This window comes from Actinoplanes oblitus, from assembly GCF_030252345.1.
GTDB classification, from domain to species: Bacteria; Actinomycetota; Actinomycetes; order Mycobacteriales; family Micromonosporaceae; genus Actinoplanes; species Actinoplanes oblitus.
In genome coordinates this window covers 4212121-4234591 of sequence record NZ_CP126980.1, presented here as the reverse complement: position 1 = coordinate 4234591, position 22471 = coordinate 4212121, and the positions used below count along the sequence as shown (strand labels likewise).

Genomic DNA, 22471 nt, shown 5'->3' with positions numbered 1-22471 from the left:
TCCCGGACGACTGGAGTCGTCCGGGATCCTCGGTTGTATCGTGCTCCTCCCCCACCACCCCCACTACCTGCCAGCCGAGACGCCGGACGAGTCAGGAGCACACGGTTGCCGGCACGCAGCGCGGGCTGAGAACGACGACCCGGTCCACCTTCGCACCGATGTCGGCGCGGTGGGTGATGACCAGAACGGTGCGGTCGCCGGCGGCGGCCAGCAAGTCGTCCAGGATCGCGACGGCGGTCTCGTCGTCGAGGTGTTCGGTGGTTCGTCGAGGACGAGCACCTGCAAGCCGGCGAGCAGGGCGCGCGCCAAGGCCAGACGGCGGCGCTGGCCACCGGACAGCTCGCGGCCGTGCTCGCCGATCGGCGTCTCGATGCCGTCGGGCAGGGTGTCGATCCAGTCGAGGAGCCGCGCCTGCGCCAGAACGACACGCAGCCGGTCGTCGGTGGCCTCCGGGAGCGCGACGCGAAGGTTCGCGGCGATGGTGTTGTCGAACAGGTAGGCGTCCTCGGGCAGGTAGCCGACGATCTGCCGGACCCGTTCAGGAGCGATCCGGCGCAGATCGATGCCGTCGAGAGTGACCCGGCCTCCGACCGGGTCGAGGAAGCGGACGAGCAACGCCGCGATGGTGCTCTTGCCGCAGCCGCTCGGGCCGACCAGTGCCACCCGGGCTCCGGGCGGCAGCTCCAGGTCAAAGCCGTCCATCACGGTACGGGCCGGTGACCAGGCGGCGTCGACCCTGTCCAGGCGCAAGGTGTGCGGGCCGTCCGGGACCTCGGCCGGCGCCCGCGGGGTGGTGACGAGCACGGGTGTGGAGAACATCTCGGCCAGCCGGCGCAGCGACGCCCGAGCGGCCGCGAAGTGCTGCGCCGCGCCGGGCAGGCCCGCGGCCGTCTCGAACACAGCGAAGGGGGTCATCGAGCCCCGGCGACGCCCGATTGATAATCGTAGGCGCCTTGCGGCATACCGCGCCGACCGAGACTTACGCATCGTCTTTTTCTGCTCGCGTGCCCGGAGCGGCTTCCACCGAAGGTGCAACGGCACACGTAGCCGGGCGGAGGAACTCTGCCCTTATGGCGCCGGTCATGAATGCAATGCCTGCGGGTCTATGCAGGGCCGTATCGCCCGCTGGAACGCCCAGTTGGCTCTGCCCGCGACTATCGGGCGTTCAGAAAGGCACGCCGTGTCCGCAGCATGACAGTACGTTGCCCGCCACGGCTAACAGGGATCCGGAAGGCGCTGGGTAAGCATCGTGGTTACCAGCCCCCGCCTGGTTTGGAGTCCGGGAATTGGTCCATGTAGCGGATGCAGGCGTCGCGGAACGGCTGATCAGTGGGGGAAATCTTGGTGCCTGCGATCACCTCCGCAGGATTGGCCAGGTCGGCGGGCCACACTGTGAGCTGGGTCGAGAAGTGGCCGCCACCAGCGAGTGCGGCGCCCAGCGCCAGGCCGACCGAGAGAGCCATCGCGACGCCGGTACGCATCGGGTCGCAGCTCAAGGCCGGATGCAGCCAGAGGCCGTCCTCGTCGTCGGTGAGGGTGGCGGGGTCGACGGGTTGGTCAAGCAAACGATGCAGGATCAGGCGAACCCAGTCGTTGGTGCCGGGAAGACCGACCTCCCAGAAACTCGCGTCGTCGCCGTGCCGGTCCAGACCACCGAGAAGAGTCGACTCCTGTTCGGGGCGCAGGACAACTCGTCTGGTGGTATAGACGTCGGTAACCACCTCGAGTTCGGGGATGGTGGTGACACCCAAGAGGGTGCGGATCGCGGTGTGGGCGGAGTCCATGATTGCGGCCAGAGTGGCCGCTCTGGGCATGCCTCCGGAGGAGTCGACGGACACCGCGACACGTTAGCTCACCCGGCCGCCAGGCCGGAGTCGTTATCAGGTGGGTGCTCCACGGCCGAGGCCCACGTCGCTGCCAGCAACCAACGGTCAGCCTCTCGCGCTCTCTCGGCTAAATCCGCGCACCCGTGCAATGAGTGGCTTCATGATCACGTACACGCAGCGTGAGCGGGCTTGCAGGAGACCGTCGACACAGCGGACGGCCAGATCTGCGAGTGGTGCCGGTTCTCACGAACATTCCGCCGCGTGGCGCCTGGGCGTGCAGCCCGCGCCGCCATCCCTGACGGACAGACTTCGATGGCCGCCGCAGACTGGTGCGGTGCTTCGCCGCGATCATGACCCAGCGGCACGGCCACCACCTCGGCCAATGGCTCACTACTGCCGAGCAGGCCAACCTGCCGAGCATCAACGGCTTCGTGAACGGCGTGACCTCCGACCTCGCCGCCGTGACCGCCGGGCTGAGCCTGCCCTTCAACTTCGGGCCGGTCGAAGGCAACGTCATCCGGATCAAAATGCTCAAACGACAGATGTACGGCCGAGCCGGCTTCGAGCTCCTCCGCAAACGAGTCCTACTCGCCGAATGATCAAGCCTCCGACCGTCTGATGACCCAGCGCGAAGGTCTGCTTTCGTCGAAGCGCCGGGTGCTCGCAAAAGCACCGGACGCAGTGCCCGCGTGCCAGCACCCGGAACGCTCGCCGCCAAGTGACTCCGCGGGACACCGACCCGGCGGGAGTGACACCATCTGAGCGTGACTGGCTCGGACTGGGGTGCCCTGCTACCCCATGAGGAACACATCAAGCTGCAGCGTCCGGCATCGCATGATGACCTTGCACGTGTCGAGACGTCTCTCAAAGCCGCACTACCTGCCGAGCTACGCGCCCTATACCTGGTCAGCAACGGCGTTTTCAACGAAGCCGGGCAATGGTTCGTGGTCTGGCCGCTTGCCGAAGTCATCGAGCGAAACCAAAGCTCATGGGACGGCTGGGAGAAGCAGAGCGTGGACCGGCGCCAGCTGCTTGGATTCGGCGACGACGGCACCGGCGATCCATTCTGCGTCCCACGCGACGGCAGCACCGGCGTATTCGTCTAGCGTCCCACCTCGCAGGAGACCCTCCTGCTGGCCGACACGCTCGAAGATTTCTGGATCGGCTGGAACGCCGGGACGATCTCCACCTAGAAGCGGTCACCCGCCTGCCTCACGAGCAACCAGCCAAACCGACGAAGATCAAACACGGAAGACGGGACAGAACCTAGAACTCACCGACAGAATCAGGCAGAGGAGACGTTCCAGAACTCGCCAGTACGGCCGGTTCCGGAACGGCCCATTGCGGAACGACTTCCGGAACGTCACAGAGCCAAGACCCGCCTTCCCGCAACCCCGCAGCCGCTCGCGTACCGCAGGCATGGAAGTGGAACAGCAGAAATCAGCCGGAGATGCTCGGGGGCGCCTCTTCCACCAACCGGCCCCAGCCGTCGGTCGGAACCGGTGCGACCCGCCACCCTGGCGGCCACGCATCCGTCCGGTCCTCATGCAGTGCAACCCGTGCCTCAGCCATCACCAGTCGGTCCCCTGTGAAGGTCGCCTCGCCGAACCACCCGGCGCCGATGAAGGTCGCAGTGGTGAACAGCGCGGCGCCGGTGAAGGCCGCCCCGCCGAACTGCGCGGTGCAGTAGAAGGCCGCGTCGGCGAACCACGCGTCGCCGGTGAAGGTCACCTTGTTGAACCGCGCGTCGGAGAAGGTCACCTTGTTGAACCGCGCAGTAGCGGTGAAGGCCGCCCTGTTGAACCACGCGTCATCGGAGAAGGCCGCCCCGACGAACCACGCTTCGCCGGAGAAGGTTGTCGCGATGAACCACGCAGTGCTGGAGAAGGCCGCCTCGCTGAACCGCGCGTCGCCGGAGAAGGCCGCCTCGCTGAACCACGCGACACCGGAGAAGGCCGCCTTGCCGAACTGCGCAGTGCCGGAGAAGGTCGCTTCGCCGAACCGCGCGTCGCCGGAGAAGGTCGCCTCGCTGAACCACGCGTCGCCGGTGAAGGTGGCGCTGGTGAAGTCGGCGTGGCGCAGGTGGCCCCGGGACAGGTTCCAGTTGATGAGCTGAGCTTCGGTCAGGTCAAGGTCAAGGCCGGGCCAGAACGGTTGGCCGGCGGTGGGTGTCAGAGTGCCCGCTTGCTCGCTGGTGACGTCCGCCGGCAAGGTCAAGTGGGTGGCCAGGATGCGTTGGGCGGTGAGCCTGACTTGCAGTTCTTGCCGGGGGTCACGGCTTGCGGTCGGCCCGGCGTAGGGCAGGGGCAGTTCGGTGACCGGTCCCGCCGCCGCCGGTGTGGTGGTGGCGGGCGGGGTGTAGGGCATGCGCAGATAGGCGCAGAACACGTTGACAATGGTTTGCCGCTGGGTGGGGTTGTTCTGCGCGACGCGTTCCAGGGCGTACAGGCCGCCGAGGCGGACGGCGGCGTCGGCGGAGCCGAGTTGTTCGACAGCCTTGGTGTACAGGTCGGTAACCCGTCGCTCGGCGGCGTCGGTCTCGGTGTGCGCCTGCGCCTGCAGCGCGAGCTGGTGGTTGCGTTCGGACAAGTCATGGGCGTTCTCGGCGAGCAGCTGGCGACGGACTGCCACGAGGAGCGCGGCGACCGCGCCGGCGGCGGCGAAGAAGCCCAGCCCGTACTTCAGGGCCTCGATCAGCAGCTTCGCCCGCTCCGTATCCGGAGCGTGTCTGGCGATCAGCAGCATCACCACCAGCGCGGTGATCCCGAGCCCGGCGACGATCACAGTGACGGTCAGGATGCCGGCGTTGGACAGCAGCCACGGCCAACGCCGCCGAGCATCGATGCGCTGAGCTGTCATGCACGCATCGTCGCCGACCCGAGCTACATGGGGTGCCGGTAAGAAACGCGTCACCAGCCGCAAACGGCGGCGGCGTCGAGGTACCGGCCGGCCCAGGCCTCGATCGCGTCCAAGGGCTTCCAGATCGCCGATTGGCAGCGGCACGACCCTTCCCTGAAGGCAACCGTTCACCCCGAACCTGACCCGCCACTGGATGCCTGGTCAAGCTGGCGGCGCAGGTTCGCGGCCTCGTTCGCTCGCCCGAGACCTTCAAGGACATCGGCGAGGGTCCGGTACGCCGAGGACAGTTGGCCTAAGAACATGTCCGGCAGTTGCTCGGCCAGCGACTTGTAGAGGCTGATCGCTTCGGTGACCGATTCCAGGGCCTGGGCGTAGTTGGCCTTCACGTTCACGCATATCAGCCCGTACGCCCACAACGACATGGCGAGGTCGGGCAGGTAGGCGTCCGGGTTCTGCTCGGCCAGCCGGCGGTAGATGCCGGTGGCTTCCTCGGCCGGGGCCAGGGCCTGCTCGCGGCGACCCAGCTCCGACAGGCGGATGCCGAGGTTGTTCAACGACGCGGCGAGGTGGGGCAGGTAGGCGTCCGGGTTCTGCTCGGCCAGCCGGCGGTAGATGCCGGTGGCTTCCTCGGCCGGGGCCAGGGCCTGCTCGCGGCGGCCCAGCCCCGACAGGCGGATGCCGAGGTTGTTCAACGACGCGGCGAGGTGGGGCAGGTAGGCGTCCGGGTTCTGCTCGGCCAGCCGGCGCCGGATGGTGACGGCTTCCTCGGTCGGGGCCAGGGCCTGCTCGCGGCGGCCCAGCCCCGACAGGCGGGTGCCCAGGTTGTTCAACGACGCGGCGAGGTGGGGCAGGTAGGCGTCCGGGTTCTGCTCGGCCAGCCGGCGCCGGATGGTGACGGCTTCCTCGGCCGGGGCCAGGGCCTGCTCGCGGCGGCCCAGCCCCGACAGGCGGGTGCCCAGGTTGTTCAACGACCCGGCGAGGTCGGGCAGGTAGGCGTCCGGGTTCTGCTCGGCCAGCCGGCGGTAGATGCCGGTGGCTTCCTCGGCCGGGGCCAGGGCCTGCTCGCGGCGACCCAGCTCCGACAGGGAGGTGCCGATGTTGTTCAACGACGCGGCGAGGTCGGGCAGGTAGGCGTCCGGGTTCTGCTCGGCCAGCCGGCGCCGGATGGTGACGGCTTCCTCGGCCGGGGCCAGGGCCTGCTCCCGCTGCCCGGCGTTGGCCAGGCGATACCCGTGTGCCGCGTGGAGATTGGCTTGCTCGGCCGGGTCGGTGGTGCGGGCCAGGCGGTAGGGAGTCAGGACGCTGCTGACCGCCGCTGCGGCGATGTCGAGGTCGATGTGGGGCTGGCTGGGCAGCAGGGGTTCGAGGGCTTGAAGTATGTCCGGGCCAATGTCGGGGATACTGGCCAGCCGAGTAATGGTGGCGCCGCCCGCAGCGATGATCTGTTCCGGATGCTGGCGTGCGAAGGGGTACAGCAGGTTGGTGGCGATGTGGGGCCAGCGGCGTGCGGTCTCGACCAGGACGGTGACCGCGGTCGCGTTCCACTCTGATGGCTGGGTGTCGTCGAGGAGGGCGGTGAAGGTGTCGGTCGTCCAGTCGCGTTCCAGTTCGCTGTCGCTGTCGTGTCCGGGAGTGGACAGGGCGAGGAGGTCTTCGCCGAGCCGGTCGGGGTGCAGGGGTTCGAACACGGTGCGGGCGGTGCTGGGCGGGTAGCAGGTGGTGTGGTCGTCGATGATCTGGTCGGCGGTGGCGCGGGTGTCGGCGAATCCGGCCGTGGCCAGGATGTGCTGTGCATGGGTTCGGGGTTGAGCGCCGGTGAGGGTTGCCGCGAACACGGTGCGATGCATCATGGCCGGCGGGGTGGGTAGCGGATCCTCGGCGCGGGTGTGTAGCGCGTACCAGTACGCCTCTTCGCGTTCCAGCAGGTACGCCGACGCCGCTTCCGGGTTCGTCGGGGGCTTGCGTCCGCGGCGGATCGCGTCGACGGTGGCCAGCGCGGCCATGTGAGTCGCCAGGACTTGGGTGAAGTTGGAGCCGGACAGGTCCGGTACCGGCCAGTCGGCCGGCGGCAGGTCGAGCGCGGCCGCGAACTTGGTGGCCGCGGCCGAGAACAACGCCGGGCGGTCGTTACCGCCGTCGGCAGCCAACGCCGGCAGGGCCGGTGGTCGTCTCTGCACATCGATGCGCAGGGTGCTGCGGGCGGCGGACGCTACAGCGGGCCACCAGTAGCCGCTGGAGCGGGCCAGCATCAGCACCCGCACCGTCGTTGCGGCCCGCAGGTTCAGGTCCCGTAGTTGCGTCAGCAGGGCAATCAAGGCGGATGCCGGCCACCGGTCGGCGTAGTCCACGACCGCCAGGACCGCGCCCCCGGGAAGCGCGACACGCGAGATCCCCAGAGATCCGGGCACCGGGGTGCGGGTGTGGGTGAACTGCCATACCGCCCAGCCCGCCGCGGCGCATTGCGTGCTGACGTAGGTGGCGAGGCGGGTCTTGCCGTGGCCGCCGGCGGCGTGGATCAGTTTCACGGTGACCGGCTCGGTCCCGCTTACCCATGCGGCGAGGTCGTCGAGGGTGCGGTCACGGCCGGTGAACGGCACCACCTGATGCTGGGCCAGTAGCAGCTGGCTGGGCTGGTCACGGGCCTGATCCACGCTCACCGCTGCTGAGGTGAGATCCGCGGCGGTAACCCGGTACGGGGGCCGGTCCAGGCTGACCGTCACGTCACCGCCCACCCCGGTGATCTGGATGATGTCACCGAACACGACACTGCCGACCACTGTCTGCCCGGATTGCGGGCGCGGCGTCCAGTCGCGGGTCACCGGTCGACGTCGACGTCGCCGTCGACCTGCTCGACCTGCCGGACCGGGCCTGCCACCCAGGACCGCGTCACCTGCTGCCCCTCACCGACCGCGGTGTCATCGGCGGCTGGCGCGGCGGCGGGTGCCGGTTCGGGGACCGCCGGTAGCTGAGGGCCGCCGGGCGTGAGGTCAGGGCCGAAGCGGACGCTGCCGCGCACACCGCGGATCTGCGAAACTGCACCGCCGACCGACGATCCGGTCACCGACTGCCCGCCCGACTGGGTGCGCTGTTCGGCGACGATGCGCTCCAAGGCCTCGGCGGCCTGCGGGTGCTCGTGCAGCAGGTCGGCCAGTTGCGTCTGCCACTGTTGTGCCTGCTCGCGGCGTACGACATCCTGCTGCTCTTCGGGGACTTGTTCGACGGTCGCGGCCAACGCGTCCAGCTGCTGCCCGGCCTCAATTTCCCGCTGCGGATCACCGCGGCCCAACAGCCGGGTGAAGGCCGGGCGCAGGTCCTTCCACAGGTCCGTCGCCGCCGCCGTCACCAGCGTCGTGGCACCCGATGATGCCAGCTGTACCAGCCACTCCGCGTCCACGGGCTTACCTCCCAGACCCTCGGAAACGTCACACATACCCCGCCGCGCATGAGCCGGCCACGCCGGTGACAGGAAGCCGACACACGATCACCCCGCCGCGTCATCCAGCAACAGTCAGCACTCGACCAATGCATCGAGATCCAGCGGTAGGGCCGTGGCCCGAGATGATGGCCCACCCGGCCGCGACCTCAGCGTCCGGCCAATCCCAGGCGCGATTACAACGCTGGCCAGCGCGATCACTCCGGTTTGCGGCTGGTGGCACGTTTCTTACCGGCACCCCTACATCGGACGGCCGCCCTTGTGCGTCGACCCGGTGGCGCGCAAGAAAGGCGTGGCCGTTCCACTTCCCGGCCCTGGAACGTTCCGGTTCCAAGGAAGTGGAACGACCCTCTCAGTGGCTGTCTCGCTACCCGTTTCCGCAGCTAGCGCCAATATTGGGCTGCGGAGGTTCCTCTCCGCCGTTCGTATCACCGTCACAGTGACGCCGATCCGCACGCGGCATCGCGAAAGGTTCCCCTCCCAGGCCCGGGGCGCGGATCTGCTGATGATCGGGCGGTGGGCTGAGACGCTAATTGGTCCTGATGTGGTCCGGACGCCGCTTCTAGACTTCCGGTCATGTCTCGAGATCCCGAAAACGAAGATGTTGAGATTGTCGTCTGGCGGGACGGCAACGGAGTCTGGCGTTGCAACGTCAACATCGATCATGGGCACCGGCAGAAGCTTCTAGAGACTGGAGCGTTGGAACTTGCCGCTAGCGACGACGTGACCTTGCAGGTCGTGGCGCTCAACCCACTGCCGCGAGACACGATTCATATCGGGCACCTGCGCGTCTCACTGCCGGTTGAGCGAGTGATCTAGCGCCGTACGATCTGGGGCTCGTCTCCTCATGGGGTTGGGGCCTCGAGGATCACTACACCTGCCCCGGTCCCGACTCCGGCCGCCCGCCCGATCCCTGTCGGTCATAACGGCTCGGTACCGTCCGACGGATGGTCTCTGTCATAGTCATCGGTGCGGCGATCGTCAATACCTTGCTGTCGATGATCGCTTTGAGACCGGAGGCGCCTCGGTGGTCCCTGCCTGCGCTTGCCGGGACGACACTGGCCGGCGTGCTGCTGGCCACGATAACCGGCCACAGCGCGTGGGCCGTACCAGTGGCGATGCCGCTGATCACCACAGCGACCGTGAAATACCTGTGGTCGGTGGCGAAGGATCGTCGCGATGGCCGGCTCGCCCGGCTGGTGTGGCGGGGGCTCGGGAAGGTCGCACTGACCCGGCCCGACGGGCGGGCCATGCTGTCGATCGCGCAGGTGCGCGCGGAGTACGGCCAGAGCGTGCTCGACGACGCCGCCCGCGATCCCGAGCTGGACCGGATCCTCGACAGCTACGTCGACGAGCTCGCGGCGCAGCTTCGCAAGCCGACTCCGAAGCAGCCCACGCCGGTGCCGCTGACCGTGGTGCTGGTGACCGCCTTCGCCAACGGCTACCTGGAGGCGGTCACCGACCCACGCCGGCGTCCCGGCGCCAGCCCGTACCGGGGTTATTCCCTCGACATGGTGGTCCTCGCCGCCCTGTGCCGTCTTGCGGACCGCCTGGACGACTCCGACCTTCCGGAGGCCCGACCGGCAACGCGGTGATCCCCGGGAGCAGTGGGGGGTCTGGATCCAGCGCCTGGGCCGCGCTGGGGTTTCCATGAGTGGGTCTCTATAAGGCGGGTCTCTTATAGGCCGTACCCGTAGAGGGGTGGGGCGCCATGCCCGCGCAGGGGTGGGTGCCATGCCCGGACAAGGGTGGGCCGGAGCTGGCTCACCCTTGGGCAGCACCTCACTCATGGGGTGGGCAAGTCACAGGCGCATGAAGTCACAGATCGCCGGTGATCCCGGGGCCTTGCCCGGACACGAGAAAGGCCCCGGCCGAAGATCGGCGAGGGCCTGACCGCCCGGGTGTAACGCTCCCCGAATTGCGCCCGGGTCAGACTCGACCTGCCCGTAGTTTCCAGCCCAAAAACAACTCTAAGCAGTTGATCTAGGTCCGGGCCTGGGGTGATCGCCTCAGGGGGTAGGTATCGGAGAGCCACTTCGCGGCTTCCGTCGTTCCGGCATGTGGAACAAGGGGCCCGGCTGGGGAGGGAGCGGTCCGGCGCCGGGACCACGAGTGGTGGAGCGAGCAGATGTGGTGTGTTGGGCCGGGAGCAGCACCGTGACGGCATCCGGCCGGGCCAACCCGGTCTCGTTTCGGGCCCGGGTGCCTGACTCGGCTATGGCGCCGGGGCTGCGCTAGCGCGCCGCGGCGGACCGCACAACGAACAGCGGGGCTTCCCTCTGTGTAGTCGTATGGGTACTTTCCGTAGAGTGGCTGGGGATGCGTGCGAGCAATGTGGTGGCCTGATGCCGCTGGTGCATCGCAAGGATGCTCGGTTCTGTTCGTCACGGTGCCGGACTCGCGCCTGCCGCGCCCGCAGCGAGCTGCCGCCTCCGGCGCCGCCGATGGCGGCGTTCTTCGTAGCCTGCCAGTTCTGCAAGACGATGTGGGATGTGGACAGCCGCAGTCCTGCCGCGAAGTTCTGCTCACCCCGGTGCCGGGCTCGGGCTTGGCGCCAGGCGCTGCGCCGGCTCGCCCGCGGACGAGAACACGGTAAATCAGGCTGAGGAACGATCCGCTGTAACGGCTTCATCGTGATGACGTGCGCCGATGGGCCGGTAAGGCTGGGGACGGCCGGATCAGCCGGAATACGGCGGTCGAGCATAGGCCTGAATGCATCGGGCCCCAGGCAGAAGGTCTGCGCTTGGGGCAGCCTTGCCGCACTGGGGCCTCGATAACGTCGCTGTCTTCGACCCTACCGGCACGTGGTGATCGGCGCGACCCCTGAAGTACCTGTTCAGGGGAACAGTGCGGGATCCCACAGCCGGTCCCGTGCGCCGGCTGTGCCGTGGAAGGGGCCCGGGAGAGGATCCGTAACGTTGTCCCGCACAGCCCGCGCAGCCGGTCCGCTGCGCCCTGCCGTTCCCGCCGTCAGCATGACCCAGTTCATCCACTACGTCCGGACCGCCGGTGAACAGCGGTTCCAGGTGGTCTCCGGGATGGACGAGCCGTACAGCCCGGTCAAGGACCCGTACGCCCCGATGCGCCGGGCGATCAAGAACGGTCGCCGTACCGGGCAGGACCACATCCACCTCAACCTGGCGCTCACCAGGTGCCGTAAGGACTTCAAGAGCCACTTCGCGGCGATCGCCAAGGGGTGGTTCGGCTACCTCGGTGAGCACGACTTCACCGCGATGATCGACGTGAGCCCGGGCCGGTGGGAGACCCCGGACCTGGCGGTGCGGGTCACGCCCGACTTCGCGGTCGAGCACCCGGACGGCACCGTCGAGGCCATCAAGCTGTACCTGCTGGCCGACCCGATCGATCCGCGGGTCGCTGAGCTGACGACCTGGCTGATGCAGCACACCATGGACCAGACCTGTCCCGGCGCCCATCCGGTCGTGCTGGACGTGCGGCGCAGAACCGCACACACCGCGCTGCCGCAGCGGCCGCGCTATCAGACCTGGCTGGAGTCCGAGGCACACGCCCTGGCCTACCTGCTCGCCCATCCCGCCGCCTGACACACCACGGCCGGGCCCCGATCCGGGGTCCGGCCTGCTCGTGCGCCACGGCGAGGGTGCGGCTCTCGCCTGCGCAACGTCCATCGCATCGCGCAAGACGAAGGAGTCGGGTTTGAGCAAGGCGGACGAAGCAGAGACGGCCGAGGTAGCGCGCCTGCAGGAGGCGCTGCGCGAGCAGCACGACAAGTTGGGCAGGCTCGCCGACGGCGATCCGGGCCGCGCCGAGCAGATGAGCGCGGTGTTCGCCGCGACCACCACGTTGCTGGCATTCGAGGCGAAGGTGCCGCAACGGCGGGCGGCCCGGCACCGCAGGATCAGCAGCCTAGTCGTGTTCGTCGCCGGCGGCGCGGCCGCGGCGGCGATGCTGGTCGAGCTCGCGCCGATACTGACGGACCGGCTCAGCTGGTGGTACGCGATTGCGGTGCTGCCGCTGGGGCTGGCCGGTGTCGCTCTAGGCTCTGTCCCGTGGATCATGCGTGGCGATCATGGATGACGGTCGTTGAACCGATGTGGCACGTGGTGATCTGAGAAGCGAGGAATGGGCTGTGCTGGAGCCGTTGTTGCCGGCGCAGCCCGTCCGTGGCGGGCAGTGGCGTGATCATCGGCAGGTCATTAACGCGATCTGCTGGATTAAGCGGACCGGCTCGCCGTGGCGTGACCTGCCCGAACGTTACGGGCCGTGGAAAACCGCGCATCAACGCTTCAGCCGGTGGGCCGCTGACGGCACCTGGAGGCGGATGAAGGCCGAGGTGATCGCGCTGGCCGAGCTCGACGACGACATCGACTGGGACGCTCAGGTCGACGCCACGATCGTGCGCACCCACCAGCACGCCGCCGGAGCCGCTAAAAAGGGCCACCACAGCGTGCGGCGTTGCGGCCTTGCGGGACGAGGACGAGGACGAGGACGACGAAATGGGTGCTGTGCTCGACCAGTGTGCCGATGGCCGTCCGGTTGTGGGCGCCGGTGATCAGGTCACCGACCGACGCCTCGCTCGACTACCGCACCCGCACCGTCCGCTCCGCGCGGCTTGTCTGAGGCCTGCCACTGTACCGCTGTAGGGGGACCCGAGCCGGTCGGACCGCCGGTTGCTAATCAGTGCGCCGGGATGCCGAGCCGCGGCATCGGCACGGCAGCACCGCCCGAAACGGCAAACGCCTTGTAGCGAAGTGACGCCGGCGACGGAATCTCGAAGACGTCGCGCAGGGCGGCCACCGACATGTCGGCCATGCGCCGGTACTCGGAGGAAGGCGCCGGCCAGGCCACGGTCACGCCATGGTTGAGGACGGGGTTCTTCTCCGGCGGCGACCAGCCGATCTGTTCCAGCGCCGCCGTTTCCTCCTCGGTGAGGTTGGGCCGGTCCCACTGGTCCAGGCCGCTGGCCACCTCGGCGATGACGCGGTCGCGATCCAGCATGAACTGCACGAAGCACGCCGTCCGTTCCACGTCGCTGACGATCAGCGCGGCACCGTTGGGCAGGGCGGCGATGCTGCGGGCCAGGCCGTCACGAAACTCCGGCCAGTCCAGGTCGGTCACTCCCAGTCGCCGCCCATCAGCTCGTTCGGGGACAGTTGCAGGCTGACCGCGTCGATCCCGGTGATCAGCCCGAACATCGTGGCCGGCCGCTGCCACCACAGCTGCGGCTCCTCACCGTGAACGGTTCGCGCCGGACGCCCGAATTCGCTCGTCAGGGCCGCCGCCGCGGCCGCAAAGACATCCTGCAGGAACGCGCCCACCTCGGGGCCTTCGACGGATACCCGTTCGGTGAGGTTGACGATGATCTGCTGGACCCGGCTCTGCTCGTCAAGGCCGAGAAAGCCGCTTCTTGGGCCCAGTCCCAGGCCGGAGTCGATCAACGCGCCCAAGTCCGGATAGTCCGGGTCGAATTCGGATACTGTCCAGCCCAGCCTGGCCGTCACCTCCGTCATGGAAACCGTCATCAGCCAGGGCTCGGCCGACAACAGTGTCTGCGCCGCCCGGAGGATCGCCTGCTGGTCCACCATGCGGAACCCCAGGCTCACAGCCGCCAATCGGGCGGAGACGCAATACCGAGCCGCGGCATGAGCAGGGCGTCACCGCTCGGGCTGACGAAGGCCTTGTAGCACAGTGACGCCGGCGAGGGGATCTCGAACACGTCACGCAGCGCCGCCACGCACATGTCGGCCACCCGGCGGTACTCGGCCGAGCGGGCCGGCCAGGGCAGGCGCAGGCCGTGGTTGAGGCTGGGATCCCGCTCGGGCGGCGACCAGCCGATCCGCTCCAGCGCCGCGAACTCCTCGTCGCTCAGGTTCGGCCGGCCCCACTGGTCCCAGCCGCTGGCCACCTCGGCGACGATGTGGTCGTAGCTGAACAGGAACTGCACGAAACACACCGTCCGCTCCCGGTCCCGGACGATCAGCGCGGCGCCGTTGGGCAGGGCCGCCACGCTGCGAGCCAGCCCGTCGCGGAACGTCTCCCAGTCGAGGTCGGGCATCCTCAGTCGCCGACCAGCAACGTGTTCGGCGTGAGTTGCAGGGCGATCGCATCGGACTTGGTGACCAGGCGGAACGTCGCGGTGTCCCGCCGCCACCAGATCTCCGGCTCGGCACCCGGGTGCAGCTCGGACGGCCGCCCGTGCGCGTCGGTGAGCGCTGACGCCGCCGTACCGAAAATGTCCTGCTTGAAATCGTCGGCGCCGGGCGCGTCCGCGGCAATCTCCTCGGTGATGTTCATCGAGATCTCCCGCACCCGGGCGTCGCCGTCGAGCCGGAAGTAGGCGCCGGTCGGGCCCAGGCCGTGCCCGGCGTCGAGGAACGCGCCGATCCTCGGCCGCTCGGGCTTGAACCGGGTCACGGTCCAGCCGAGGCCCGCCGCCACCTCGGTCAGCGTGGCCGTCAGCAGCCACCGCTCCGCCGAGAGCAGGTTCGCCGCCGCACGGGAGATCGTCGGCTCGTCGAGGGCTCGCCACCCCGCCACTGCAGTACCTCCGTCGTCGTCGCCGCTGACACCCTATCGGTTGCGGCGTTGCCTAAGGCGCGTCGATGTTGCGCGGGTCGAAGACGTTCTTCTCGCTGCCGAAGTCGGTGTGGCCGTCCTGGTACTCGAAGGTGAACCGGGCCACCTTCGCGGGCGGCGGATCGGCGCCCGGCTCCGGATGCGGCTGACTGACCAGGTGCCGGCCGTGGTCGTCCGGACTCAGTTCCCGCGCGCCGTGATCCCTGAGGTCCAGCATGCTCTTCTTCGGCAGCGGCTCGCCGTTCACGCGCAGCTGCTCGGTCCGCAGGATCTCGGCGACCTCGTGACTGGTCACCGTCCGGACGTGCCGACCTCACGCCGGTCCATCGACCCCGATCCGAAATCGACCTTGACCGTCCTGCCGTCCTGGACCCGCAGCTCATCGTGCCCACAGCTGGCCGGGCGGTTCAGCTCCACGTTCTTGAACAGGTCACGCACCACCTCGGGGGCGGCCTCACGCACCTCGTGCTCCACCGACAGGCGGTCCGAGGGCCGGGCGAAGCCATGGTAGGCGCCGGCGTTCACCTGCCTGGAATGGATCAGTTCCGGCTCCGGGACCTCGTGCGACAGCTCCGGCAGCAAATCCCGCAGCCTGTCGACGTGCAGCAACCGGCTGGTCAGGCTCGGCGGCCGGGAATCGCGCAGCTCGCCCAGCCGCGCGGCGATGTCGTCGGGCGACGACGGCCGCCGGATCGGCTGCCCGTCCCGGTAGGCGGAGTCGGTGAAGTTCTCCTCCACCAGCTGCTTGAACCGCTGCCCGGTCCCGTCGAGCTGCTCGGCCGGACGGTCCAGGATCCGCTGCACCGCCTCCGGCGTCAACCGCGGCGCACCGCCCTCCCCCGGCCCGAACCGCCGCGCCACAGCACGATCCATCGCCGCCTGCTCAGCAGGCCGGCTCTGCGACCACCGCCTGACCCGCTCCGAGTAATCCCGCCAGCGCCGCCCATCCTTCTCCGGCGTCCGCCGCTCCGGCTCCCTCTCCGGCCGATCCTTGTCCGACTCCCTGTCCGGCTCTCTGTCCGGCGCTCTGTCCGGCGAACGCTGCTCTGGCTGGTTCTGCTCCGGCTGCCGGTCCTGGCGGTCCGATCGGTCCGCCGGCCGGTCACCGCGCTCCCCGGTCTTGCCATCAGCCGCCTCACGACCGGGCCCACCGTCGCGTCCCGACGATCCGAACCGCCACCACGCGCATCGGTCCCCACACTGTCACCGCGGGCTTCGCCCCGCGCACCCTCGGAAACCGGTCGGCCGGCAGATCCGTCCGTCCCGGTTCGCCACCACGAGGCACACCCATGTCCGGTACGCCGGACCGCGCCGGCTCCCCGCCAGAGAAACCACTCTCCGGTACGCCCGACCGCACCCCACCCAGCTCGGATCCCGCCGCGTGACTCGCCGCCGGCGGCCCAACCAGCTCCAGGGTTCGCGGGCCGCCGACCTCCGCGACGCGAGACTTTATGTGATCGTCGGGACGCAGGGTGCCCGGGTAGTGAAGTCGAGGCCGAGAACGGCTACGTAGGGCACGGCTCCGTCGACGCTGAGACCGAACATGTCGCAGATGCGGCGGATATCGCCGCCGATTGCCAAGACCTCTTGGACGATGCGATCGGTACGGATGTTGCGCGGCCTCGGAACGCCGCGAATAGCAGTTCGTCGACAATCCCCCACGACCGCTCGACCAGATCCATACCGGAATGCGATCCCGAGGCAGCCGATCGGCGAGGTGCGCCCATCCGTAGACCGCAATCAGATAAGTTCAGCGCAGCACATCCCTGAGCGGCCGAAGATACACGAGGCCCCTGCATGCCAGATAACTCAAAGCCTTGACAGCAGCAATCTAAGTCTTCGCCGAGCGGCATCCTGGCATTCCAGCCTGAACCCGTCACGGCCCGTCCCGCTAGAAGCAACATCCTCATAACGCGCTTGAAATCGTTGCTCCTCTTCGAATAGGTTCGAAGGAACGACTCTATCCATCTGCCCCATCGCGGTAAGGACGACATGCCCGCACTTAACAGCGAAGTCTGAATCGCCGTGGACAACGCATGAAAGCGCATACCGTAGCGCCAGGGCCGAGTAAAGTGCGTAGATCTCGGCAGTGTCAGAAACCCCCTCCTCCGAGGGTTCGAATTCCTCGAATCGCTCAACTTCGCCCAGGAGACGCTCACTTGATTCCTTGGGGCCGCTCTCCCAAAGCTCGTCCAGGCCGTTAATGAAGACCTCTACATCATGAGCACGTGAGTCCTGCAAGCTACGAAACCTCGTGAACAACTGAGCCATTCGCTCAGCACAGCCTGCCACGAATAACCGGCGACCTGCCACATCCAACGCTTCTAATCCGGCGATCGTTTCTGCTTCAACGAGCACCTCAGTCCCCCAGGTTCACTTTGACGAAGCTTCGCTGCCGTGTCGTCTTCTTGCCGTTGCCAGGATACACCTCACCCTGCATGGCACCACCAAACTCCCGAATCCAAGGTAGACACTTGTTGCGACAAACATTCCGGGAGGTTCCGCCAGCTATCAGCTCGTAGCCGTGAACGCGCATATATAGGAAGATGTTTTGCTCAGCATCCGTACCGGGAATGTTCGGAACATACATCTCACCGGCCTTCAGCGGCACAGACATCTGAGCAGGCGTGAGCCCGTCACCGCTACCAGCAATGAGGTCAACAGGACCGAGGGGTGTCTGAGCCCGAATGACCGCAACGGTACTGACTCTGTCTTTGATGAATTGGTCCGGCTCGGCATCCCAAATCTCACGGGCGCGATCCGAGAAGCCGCAGTTGTGAACCAGGGCCGCAGTCTTGCCAGCGAGCACATAGTACGTGTGGAGATCGTCTACGGTGAGGTTGTAGACCTGGGTGTGTTGAGTGTAGGCGTGTGTGCCGGCAACGCGGACGAGGGTTCCGGTGGAGGTCTTGAGCCATTGACCTTGGCGGAGTTCTGCGGCGTTGATCCAGTCGCCGCCAGGCGTGCGGGGCGAGCCGTCGTTGTCGACCCAGAAGGGGTGACCGTCGGTGGCGGTGACGGTGGCCTGGGTGCCGTCGGTGGCTTCGACGTCGATGTCGATGAGGTTCTTGTCGCCGGCGCCGACGATGGTCGCCGAGACCCGTTCGGGGGTCGGCTGATTAGTATCGACGCTGCCCGCCATGACTTGATCGCCGGGCTTGATCTGTTCGATCGGTTTGGTGGTGCCGTCAGCCATAAGGACGGGTGTGCCGGCGACGAAGCTGTTGCTGACGCAGTCCGAGGATTGCTGGGGCTTGGTGCCCATCGGGTCGACCAGGTTGGTGGGTTGGTTCAGTACATAGGTGTAGGGGTTGGTGTCGCCGGAGGCGAGGCCGAGCGGGTCGTGGCTGAGGAATCGACCGGTGCCGGGGGCGTAGAAGCGGGAGCGGTAGTTGTAGAGGCCCTCATGTTTCTCCTGTTCGGCAACTCGCGGGCGCTGTTGCTGGACACCGGGGCCACGGCTGACCCGGCATACTTCCCGCTACGCTTTGTCCACCCGCCGCTAACAGCGAGGGGGCGGATTCGCCAACAGAGTCCCCTGATCAGGGTCGGGGCTGTTTGCGCCGACGCTCAGTGTGGGCTGAGGATGAAGCGGGAATGGACCGCCAGCTCGTCGACGGACACCACGTTTGCCGCGCGACGGGCCACGAGCAACCCGAGGTGCTCGAGTTCGAGCACCGCCTGGCGCACCTCGTCGATGCCCAGCTGCATCGCCGCGGCGAGCCGTTGCAGGGTGACCGGCTCGTTCCCGGCGAGCCGCAGCAGTACCGCGGCGGCCTGCTCCAGGCGTTCGTCGACCGGCGGCCGCACCGTGACGCGGGCCTGCCCGGCGAGCCGGTCCGCCTGATTAAGGGCGCCGATAAGCGCCTGCTGGATCCGGCCGGCGTTCCAGAAGCCGATCGTGCCGTCGCCGAGCTGGGTCTGCAGCTGCGCCAGTACCGCTTCCCAGCCGGCCGGGGTACGCGGCACGCGGGACCGCACCACCCGCTCGACGATCCTCTCGGCCGGCTGCTCGGCGATCCGGCCGGCGTCGACATCGGCCTGCCGGCGGGCCTGCGCGGTGCGCATCTCGTAGGCACGCTGACGGCAGTTGCGGTCGCAGTACCGCAGCTTCCGGCCCCGGGGCGGCTGCTGGATCTGCTCACCACACCAGCCGCACGGCGACTGCACGACATGCTCCACCGGCTCCGCCAACGCCCCTCCCCCGCAAGATCGCAACCTCCAAGTTACGTCACGGACGTTCCATGATCAGAACTTCTTCAAGAGGTGTGACGATCCTGTCCGCCCTGGGGTTCCTCGCCGAGTTTGCGTCACTGACGTTCTGAATGCGGTCCGAATGCAAGGGGGTGTGTCGCCTCCAAGAAACCGAAGATGATCTTCGTGGGGGCTGAGACTTCTCGCTTGAATGGCAGTGGATTTCTCACTTCCTGTCAGTAGGTCTTCTCATCTCGTGTCAGTGCGTGGGGCATGTCGCACGAGGGCTGGCGAGGTGTTTCTCGTAGCTTGACGCCGCCGAGATCCATGGAGGTCGATCGAGGGCGGCGCCGGGATGAGCACGGACGAGCCGAGAGGTACGACGCTGCGCGATGCCGCGGTGCGGAGGTTGGTGGAGCTTGCGGCCGCCGGGACGTTGCCGGCGGCGCAGGGTCTGGGTGTCAGCGAGCGCACGGTGTGGCGGTGGGTGGCGGCCGCGACCGGTTAGGCCACCCCGAGCAGGAAGCGGTTCGTCGTTACGGCCGAGGTGCGGCAGCGGCTGGCGTACTGGCGCGGCAGCGTCGTGGCGGTCCACCGCGAGTGGGTCGACGCCGCGGCGGCCGGCGGCCCGAGGGCGCCGTCGCTGGCCACGCTGTACCGCGCTGTGGATCGGCAGCTGTCGCCCGGTGACCGGGCTGGGCTGCGTAAGGGCGAGCATGCGGCGCGGGCGTATGACGTGTTCCTGCAGCGGCCGCCGACGCACCGTAACGAGACGTGGGAAGCCGATCATGTCGAGGCGCCGGTCGAGGTCGACGTCGATGGGCGGCTGGTGAAGCCGTGGGTGACTTGGTTTGTCGACGCTGCGACGAACGTGGTGCTGGGCACCGCGGTGACGCCGGATTCGCCGAGCCGGGAGAGCATCCTGGCGGCGCTGCGCGCGGCGATCAGCGTGGAAGAGCCGTACGGTCCGGCCGGTGGGCTGCCGGAGGCGATCCGGATCGACCGGGGCAAGGATTCCCTGTCGGGCACGGTCGCCGCGGCGTGCGCGGTGTTCGCGGTCCGGATCGCGGACCCGCCCGGATACACGCCGCATTTGAAGGGTTCGGCGGAGACGCTCAACGGGGCGGCGAAGTCGATGTTCTTCGCCGGGTTGCCGCGCTACACCCAGGCACCGCGGCTGGCGAACCGGCGCCCGGCCGATCCGGATGCGCCGGCGTTGCGGTTCGAGGTGTTCGTCGACGAGTTGCTGGCCTGGGTGCGCTGGTGGAACGAGCATCCGATGGACACCCTCGACGGGCTCAGCCCGCTGCAGGCGTGGGAGCAGGATCCGACGCCGCTGACCACGGTGCCGGCTGGCGACCTGCGGCTGTTCACCCTCGAAGACGACGGCCAGGTCCAGCGGATCACGACCAAGGGTGTGCAGTGGCGATCGCGGTTCTACGTCGGTACGTGAATGGGCGGGTACGCCGGGGTGCAGGTGCGGGTGCGGTGGATGCCGCATCACGACCACGAGGTCGAGGTGTTCGACGCCCGTACCGGCACGTATCTGGGCGCGGCCGGACTTGCTGATCAGGCCAGCGCGGAGCAGGTCACGGCGGGGCGCCGGGCCCGGCAGTCACGCCGCGATCGGCTGTCAGCGGAGCTGCGCCGGGCGGAGAACGCCCGCCGTCAGCGGTACGCGGCGGCGATGACCGCGGGCCCGGCCCGGCCGCTCGGGGCGATGACCCGCGACGAGGCTGCCGCCGAGCTCGCGGCCGCTGGCCCGTAGGTCTTCTCCATAGGCTGCTCTTGTACGGTTGCGGCCATGAAGTTCCAGGCCGGTGTCCGTCTCGCTGACGCTGACGAGGTCCTGCGCCGCGCCGAGACTTGCTGGACGAACGTGGCCGGCGGTAGCAAGTCGTATCAGGACGCTGTAGCCGAGTCCTATCCACAACTCCGGCAAACCTTCATCTCACCGGACCTGGCCACCGGAATGCGCTCGGACGGCTACTGGCATCTGCTCGAAAACACTCGCACCGCGTCGACAGCCGCCAGCGCTCGTGAGCGGGCCGAGAAGATGCGAGCGCTCAATGACGCCTTCCGGATGGAGATCGACCAGCAACGCGACGCCCTCGGTAAGGCCCGTACTGAGTTAGACGCGCTCAAGATGCTTGCGGGCCGTCCCGGCCTACCGGTCGTCATCGACACGAACATCCTGATCGTCTGGAAGTCGCCGGACCAGATCGACTGGCGTGAGACCTTACGGGAGCAGGGCGAGTCCATCACTCAGGCGCGGATCATCGTGCCGCTGCGGGTGGTCGACGAACTGGACCGTCAGAAGGATGGCGACGGCAAACTGTTGCCCGGACGGGCAGCCACGGCGATCCGCTTCCTCGAACGGACTTTCAGCGGTACCGCCGCGGGCGAGGCGGTACCGCTGCGTCACGGCAGCACCCTGGAAATCTGGACTGCCAGCGATGAACGCGGCCTGGACGCGGACCTGACCATCCTCCGGTGTGCGGCCGACATCGCCGCCCTCAATCCAGAGGTCGGAGTGCGAGTGCTCACCGGCGACTTCGGGATGCGGCTACGCGCGGGGCAAATGAGTCTGCCGGTGCTAGGCCTGCCAGCGGACCGTTTTCGTAAGTGAGTGTCTTCAATCCTGTTTTCGCTGGTCAGCGCCGTGGATGCGTAAGGGTGGGGAAGCTTCCGTTCGCGCAGGCGTCACTGTGACGGCGGGGCGAACGGCCGTAGGGCGTTGAAAGAGGGCGCCGGAGTTGCGGCCGGAGACGTCGACGGTGCGGACGTGCTCGAAACCGTGGTCGAGGTAGTAGGTGTGCAAGCGAGCGTTGGTCTTCCACGCGTCGAGACGTAACCAGTTCTTGCGGTCATCGGCGGCACGTCTGGTGGCCTGATGCAGCATCCAAGCGCCGATGCCGTGCCCCGCCGCTCGGCGGTCGACGGCTAGGTGGCGCAGATAGAGGGCGGCGTGCGGGTCATCGTCGGGGGTCCAGAAGTCTTCGTCGGGCGTGTCGTTGAGGCTCATCGTCGCTATCGGAATGCGGTCGACGGTCTCGGCGAGGTAGAGGCTGCCGGTGTGGAGATCTGGCAGGAGTTCGTCGGCGTGCCATGGTATGCCGCCCCATTGATCGCTGCCACGTTGGTGCAGCCATGCCACCGCGCTGTTGAGCACGGCGAGGACAGCGCTGATGTCGTCGTAAGTGGCATGGCGTAGCCGGTGCATTCCCGCGATGATCGCAGTTGATAGCAACCAAGGCTCGGCGGCGCAGCGAACCGCAAGTCGGTTGCCAGCTTGCCACGATCCGCGTTCCCGGAGTTCGAGCTGATCAGGCAGCGCAGGGCTCGGGTAGCGCAGACCGTCGACCCCCCCCGGGTGATCCGGCGGGTCATGAGGGTGATGTTTGCCCAGGTGATGTGGGCTTCGGAGTGTTCGGGGAGGCGTTCGTAGTCGCGGGTGTTACGGCGGGCCCGCATCAGCCATGAGAGTAAGCGTTCGACGATCCACCGGCGGGGCAACACCTTGAACCCGATCTGGTTCGGTGGCTTCTTCACGACCTTGAAGGTGAGATCGACGTTGTTGCGTGCCCAGTCGGTCAGGCCCGTGTAG

General features: G+C 67.9%; 21 protein-coding genes and 3 pseudogenes. 9 read left to right on the top strand and 15 right to left on the bottom strand.

The window, feature by feature from the left end; genetic code table 11:
- Positions 1-63 precede the first annotated feature (63 nt).
- Together Actob_RS19050 and Actob_RS19045 are read right to left on the bottom strand one after the other, a co-directional pair.
- Positions 64-915, bottom strand: coding sequence for an ATP-binding cassette domain-containing protein (locus tag Actob_RS19050; protein ID WP_284921601.1), 852 nt, complete (start codon positions 913-915; stop codon positions 64-66).
- A gap of 338 nt (positions 916-1253) precedes the next feature.
- Entirely contained in the window at positions 1254-1838 is a 585-nt protein-coding gene (locus Actob_RS19045; RefSeq protein ID WP_284921600.1) for a hypothetical protein, read from the bottom strand.
- Positions 1839-2176: 338 nt separating this feature from the next.
- Here Actob_RS19045 and Actob_RS19040 point away from each other — a divergent pair, with 338 nt between their 5' ends.
- Both Actob_RS19040 and Actob_RS19035 read left to right on the top strand, forming a co-directional pair.
- Positions 2177-2425: a hypothetical protein gene (locus tag Actob_RS19040; protein ID WP_407653673.1), complete on the top strand. Its 249-nt coding sequence runs from the start codon at positions 2177-2179 to the stop codon at positions 2423-2425.
- Between the two features lie 165 nt (positions 2426-2590).
- Entirely contained in the window at positions 2591-2932 is a 342-nt protein-coding gene (locus Actob_RS19035; RefSeq protein ID WP_284921599.1) for an SMI1/KNR4 family protein, read from the top strand.
- A 334-nt stretch (positions 2933-3266) separates the two neighbouring features.
- On the opposite strand, the gene Actob_RS19030 is transcribed toward Actob_RS19035, so the two are convergent.
- From Actob_RS19030 to Actob_RS19020, 3 genes are all read right to left on the bottom strand, one after another.
- A complete protein-coding gene (locus Actob_RS19030) occupies positions 3267-4685 on the bottom strand; it encodes a pentapeptide repeat-containing protein (protein ID WP_284921598.1) in 1419 nt (472 codons plus the stop codon).
- Between the two features lie 167 nt (positions 4686-4852).
- Positions 4853-7504, bottom strand: a complete 2652-nt coding sequence (locus Actob_RS19025) for a tetratricopeptide repeat protein (RefSeq protein ID WP_284921597.1) — start codon at positions 7502-7504, stop codon at positions 4853-4855.
- The gene (locus Actob_RS19020) at positions 7501-8079 is read right to left on the bottom strand and encodes a hypothetical protein (protein ID WP_284921596.1); all 579 of its coding nucleotides are present in this window, start codon (positions 8077-8079) and stop codon (positions 7501-7503) included. The genes Actob_RS19025 and Actob_RS19020 overlap by 4 nt, the downstream gene beginning before the upstream one ends.
- A gap of 615 nt (positions 8080-8694) precedes the next feature.
- Between Actob_RS19020 and Actob_RS19015 the strand changes: the two genes are divergently transcribed.
- From Actob_RS19015 to Actob_RS18995, 5 genes and pseudogenes are all read left to right on the top strand, one after another.
- A complete protein-coding gene (locus Actob_RS19015; RefSeq protein WP_284921595.1) occupies positions 8695-8937 on the top strand; it encodes a hypothetical protein in 243 nt (80 codons plus the stop codon).
- A 179-nt stretch (positions 8938-9116) separates the two neighbouring features.
- Positions 9117-9713 carry a hypothetical protein gene (locus tag Actob_RS19010; protein ID WP_284921594.1) on the top strand — a complete coding sequence of 199 codons (597 nt, stop codon included), beginning with the start codon at positions 9117-9119 and terminating at the stop codon, positions 9711-9713.
- A gap of 1380 nt (positions 9714-11093) precedes the next feature.
- Positions 11094-11678, top strand: coding sequence for a hypothetical protein (locus tag Actob_RS19005; RefSeq protein WP_284921593.1), 585 nt, complete (start codon positions 11094-11096; stop codon positions 11676-11678).
- A gap of 112 nt (positions 11679-11790) precedes the next feature.
- The gene (locus tag Actob_RS19000) at positions 11791-12171 is read left to right on the top strand and encodes a hypothetical protein (RefSeq protein ID WP_284921591.1); all 381 of its coding nucleotides are present in this window, start codon (positions 11791-11793) and stop codon (positions 12169-12171) included.
- A 16-nt stretch (positions 12172-12187) separates the two neighbouring features.
- Positions 12188-12532, top strand: a pseudogene (locus Actob_RS18995) (IS5 family transposase); the annotation flags it as partial.
- Between the two features lie 239 nt (positions 12533-12771).
- Here Actob_RS18995 and Actob_RS18990 read toward each other — a convergent pair.
- The 9 genes and pseudogenes from Actob_RS18990 to Actob_RS18955 all read right to left on the bottom strand — a co-directional run bounded on the left by Actob_RS18990 (position 12772) and on the right by Actob_RS18955 (position 18864).
- Positions 12772-13212 carry a TY-Chap domain-containing protein gene (locus tag Actob_RS18990; RefSeq protein WP_284921589.1) on the bottom strand — a complete coding sequence of 147 codons (441 nt, stop codon included), beginning with the start codon at positions 13210-13212 and terminating at the stop codon, positions 12772-12774.
- The gene (locus tag Actob_RS18985) at positions 13209-13679 is read right to left on the bottom strand and encodes a DUF6301 family protein (protein WP_284921588.1); all 471 of its coding nucleotides are present in this window, start codon (positions 13677-13679) and stop codon (positions 13209-13211) included. Before Actob_RS18985 ends, Actob_RS18990 begins: the two co-directional genes overlap by 4 nt.
- Before the next feature lie 14 nt (positions 13680-13693).
- Positions 13694-14149 carry a TY-Chap domain-containing protein gene (locus Actob_RS18980; RefSeq protein WP_284921587.1) on the bottom strand — a complete coding sequence of 152 codons (456 nt, stop codon included), beginning with the start codon at positions 14147-14149 and terminating at the stop codon, positions 13694-13696.
- A gap of 2 nt (positions 14150-14151) precedes the next feature.
- Positions 14152-14631: a DUF6301 family protein gene (locus tag Actob_RS18975; protein WP_284921585.1), complete on the bottom strand. Its 480-nt coding sequence runs from the start codon at positions 14629-14631 to the stop codon at positions 14152-14154.
- Positions 14632-14683: 52 nt separating this feature from the next.
- A complete protein-coding gene (locus Actob_RS18970; RefSeq protein ID WP_284921584.1) occupies positions 14684-14965 on the bottom strand; it encodes a hypothetical protein in 282 nt (93 codons plus the stop codon).
- On the bottom strand, positions 14962-15543 hold the full coding sequence (locus Actob_RS18965) for a hypothetical protein (protein ID WP_284921583.1): 582 nt from the start codon (positions 15541-15543) through the stop codon (positions 14962-14964). Before Actob_RS18965 ends, Actob_RS18970 begins: the two co-directional genes overlap by 4 nt.
- 1486 nt (positions 15544-17029) lie before the next feature.
- Positions 17030-17935, bottom strand: a complete 906-nt coding sequence (locus Actob_RS18960) for a polymorphic toxin-type HINT domain-containing protein (RefSeq protein ID WP_284921582.1) — start codon at positions 17933-17935, stop codon at positions 17030-17032.
- A 6-nt stretch (positions 17936-17941) separates the two neighbouring features.
- A pseudogene (locus Actob_RS44065) lies at positions 17942-18079 on the bottom strand (RHS repeat-associated core domain-containing protein); the annotation flags it as partial.
- 161 nt (positions 18080-18240) lie between these two features.
- Complete coding sequence (locus Actob_RS18955) at positions 18241-18864, bottom strand: hypothetical protein (protein WP_284921581.1); 624 nt, start codon at positions 18862-18864, stop codon at positions 18241-18243.
- A 400-nt stretch (positions 18865-19264) separates the two neighbouring features.
- Here Actob_RS18955 and Actob_RS18950 point away from each other — a divergent pair.
- Positions 19265-20623: pseudogene (locus Actob_RS18950) on the top strand (Mu transposase C-terminal domain-containing protein); the annotation flags it as partial.
- Between the two features lie 45 nt (positions 20624-20668).
- The gene (locus Actob_RS18945) at positions 20669-21493 is read left to right on the top strand and encodes a PIN domain-containing protein (RefSeq protein WP_284921580.1); all 825 of its coding nucleotides are present in this window, start codon (positions 20669-20671) and stop codon (positions 21491-21493) included.
- Positions 21494-21499: 6 nt separating this feature from the next.
- On the opposite strand, the gene Actob_RS18940 is transcribed toward Actob_RS18945, so the two are convergent.
- Entirely contained in the window at positions 21500-22087 is a 588-nt protein-coding gene (locus Actob_RS18940) for a GNAT family N-acetyltransferase (protein ID WP_284921579.1), read from the bottom strand.
- Positions 22088-22471 lie beyond the last annotated feature (384 nt).

Bases quoted from the DNA above. Each gene is read 5' to 3' on its own strand.
- Actob_RS18980 (WP_284921587.1), bottom strand. From the start codon at position 14,149: ATGCCCGACCTCGACTGGGAGACGTTCCGCGACGGGCTGGCTCGCAGC.
- Actob_RS18985 (WP_284921588.1), bottom strand. From the start codon at position 13,679: ATGGTGGACCAGCAGGCGATCCTCCGGGCGGCGCAGACACTGTTGTCG.
- Actob_RS18940 (WP_284921579.1), bottom strand. From the start codon at position 22,087: ATGCACCGGCTACGCCATGCCACTTACGACGACATCAGCGCTGTCCTC.
- Actob_RS18965 (WP_284921583.1), bottom strand. From the start codon at position 15,543: ATGGATCGTGCTGTGGCGCGGCGGTTCGGGCCGGGGGAGGGCGGTGCG.
- Actob_RS19005 (WP_284921593.1), top strand. From the start codon at position 11,094: ATGACCCAGTTCATCCACTACGTCCGGACCGCCGGTGAACAGCGGTTC.
- Actob_RS18945 (WP_284921580.1), top strand. From the start codon at position 20,669: ATGAAGTTCCAGGCCGGTGTCCGTCTCGCTGACGCTGACGAGGTCCTG.
- Actob_RS19050 (WP_284921601.1), bottom strand. From the start codon at position 915: ATGACCCCCTTCGCTGTGTTCGAGACGGCCGCGGGCCTGCCCGGCGCG.
- Actob_RS19010 (WP_284921594.1), top strand. From the start codon at position 9,117: ATGATCGCTTTGAGACCGGAGGCGCCTCGGTGGTCCCTGCCTGCGCTT.
- Actob_RS18960 (WP_284921582.1), bottom strand. From the start codon at position 17,935: ATGGGCACCAAGCCCCAGCAATCCTCGGACTGCGTCAGCAACAGCTTC.
- Actob_RS19015 (WP_284921595.1), top strand. From the start codon at position 8,695: ATGTCTCGAGATCCCGAAAACGAAGATGTTGAGATTGTCGTCTGGCGG.
- Actob_RS19040 (WP_407653673.1), top strand. From the start codon at position 2,177: ATGACCCAGCGGCACGGCCACCACCTCGGCCAATGGCTCACTACTGCC.
- Actob_RS19030 (WP_284921598.1), bottom strand. From the start codon at position 4,685: ATGACAGCTCAGCGCATCGATGCTCGGCGGCGTTGGCCGTGGCTGCTG.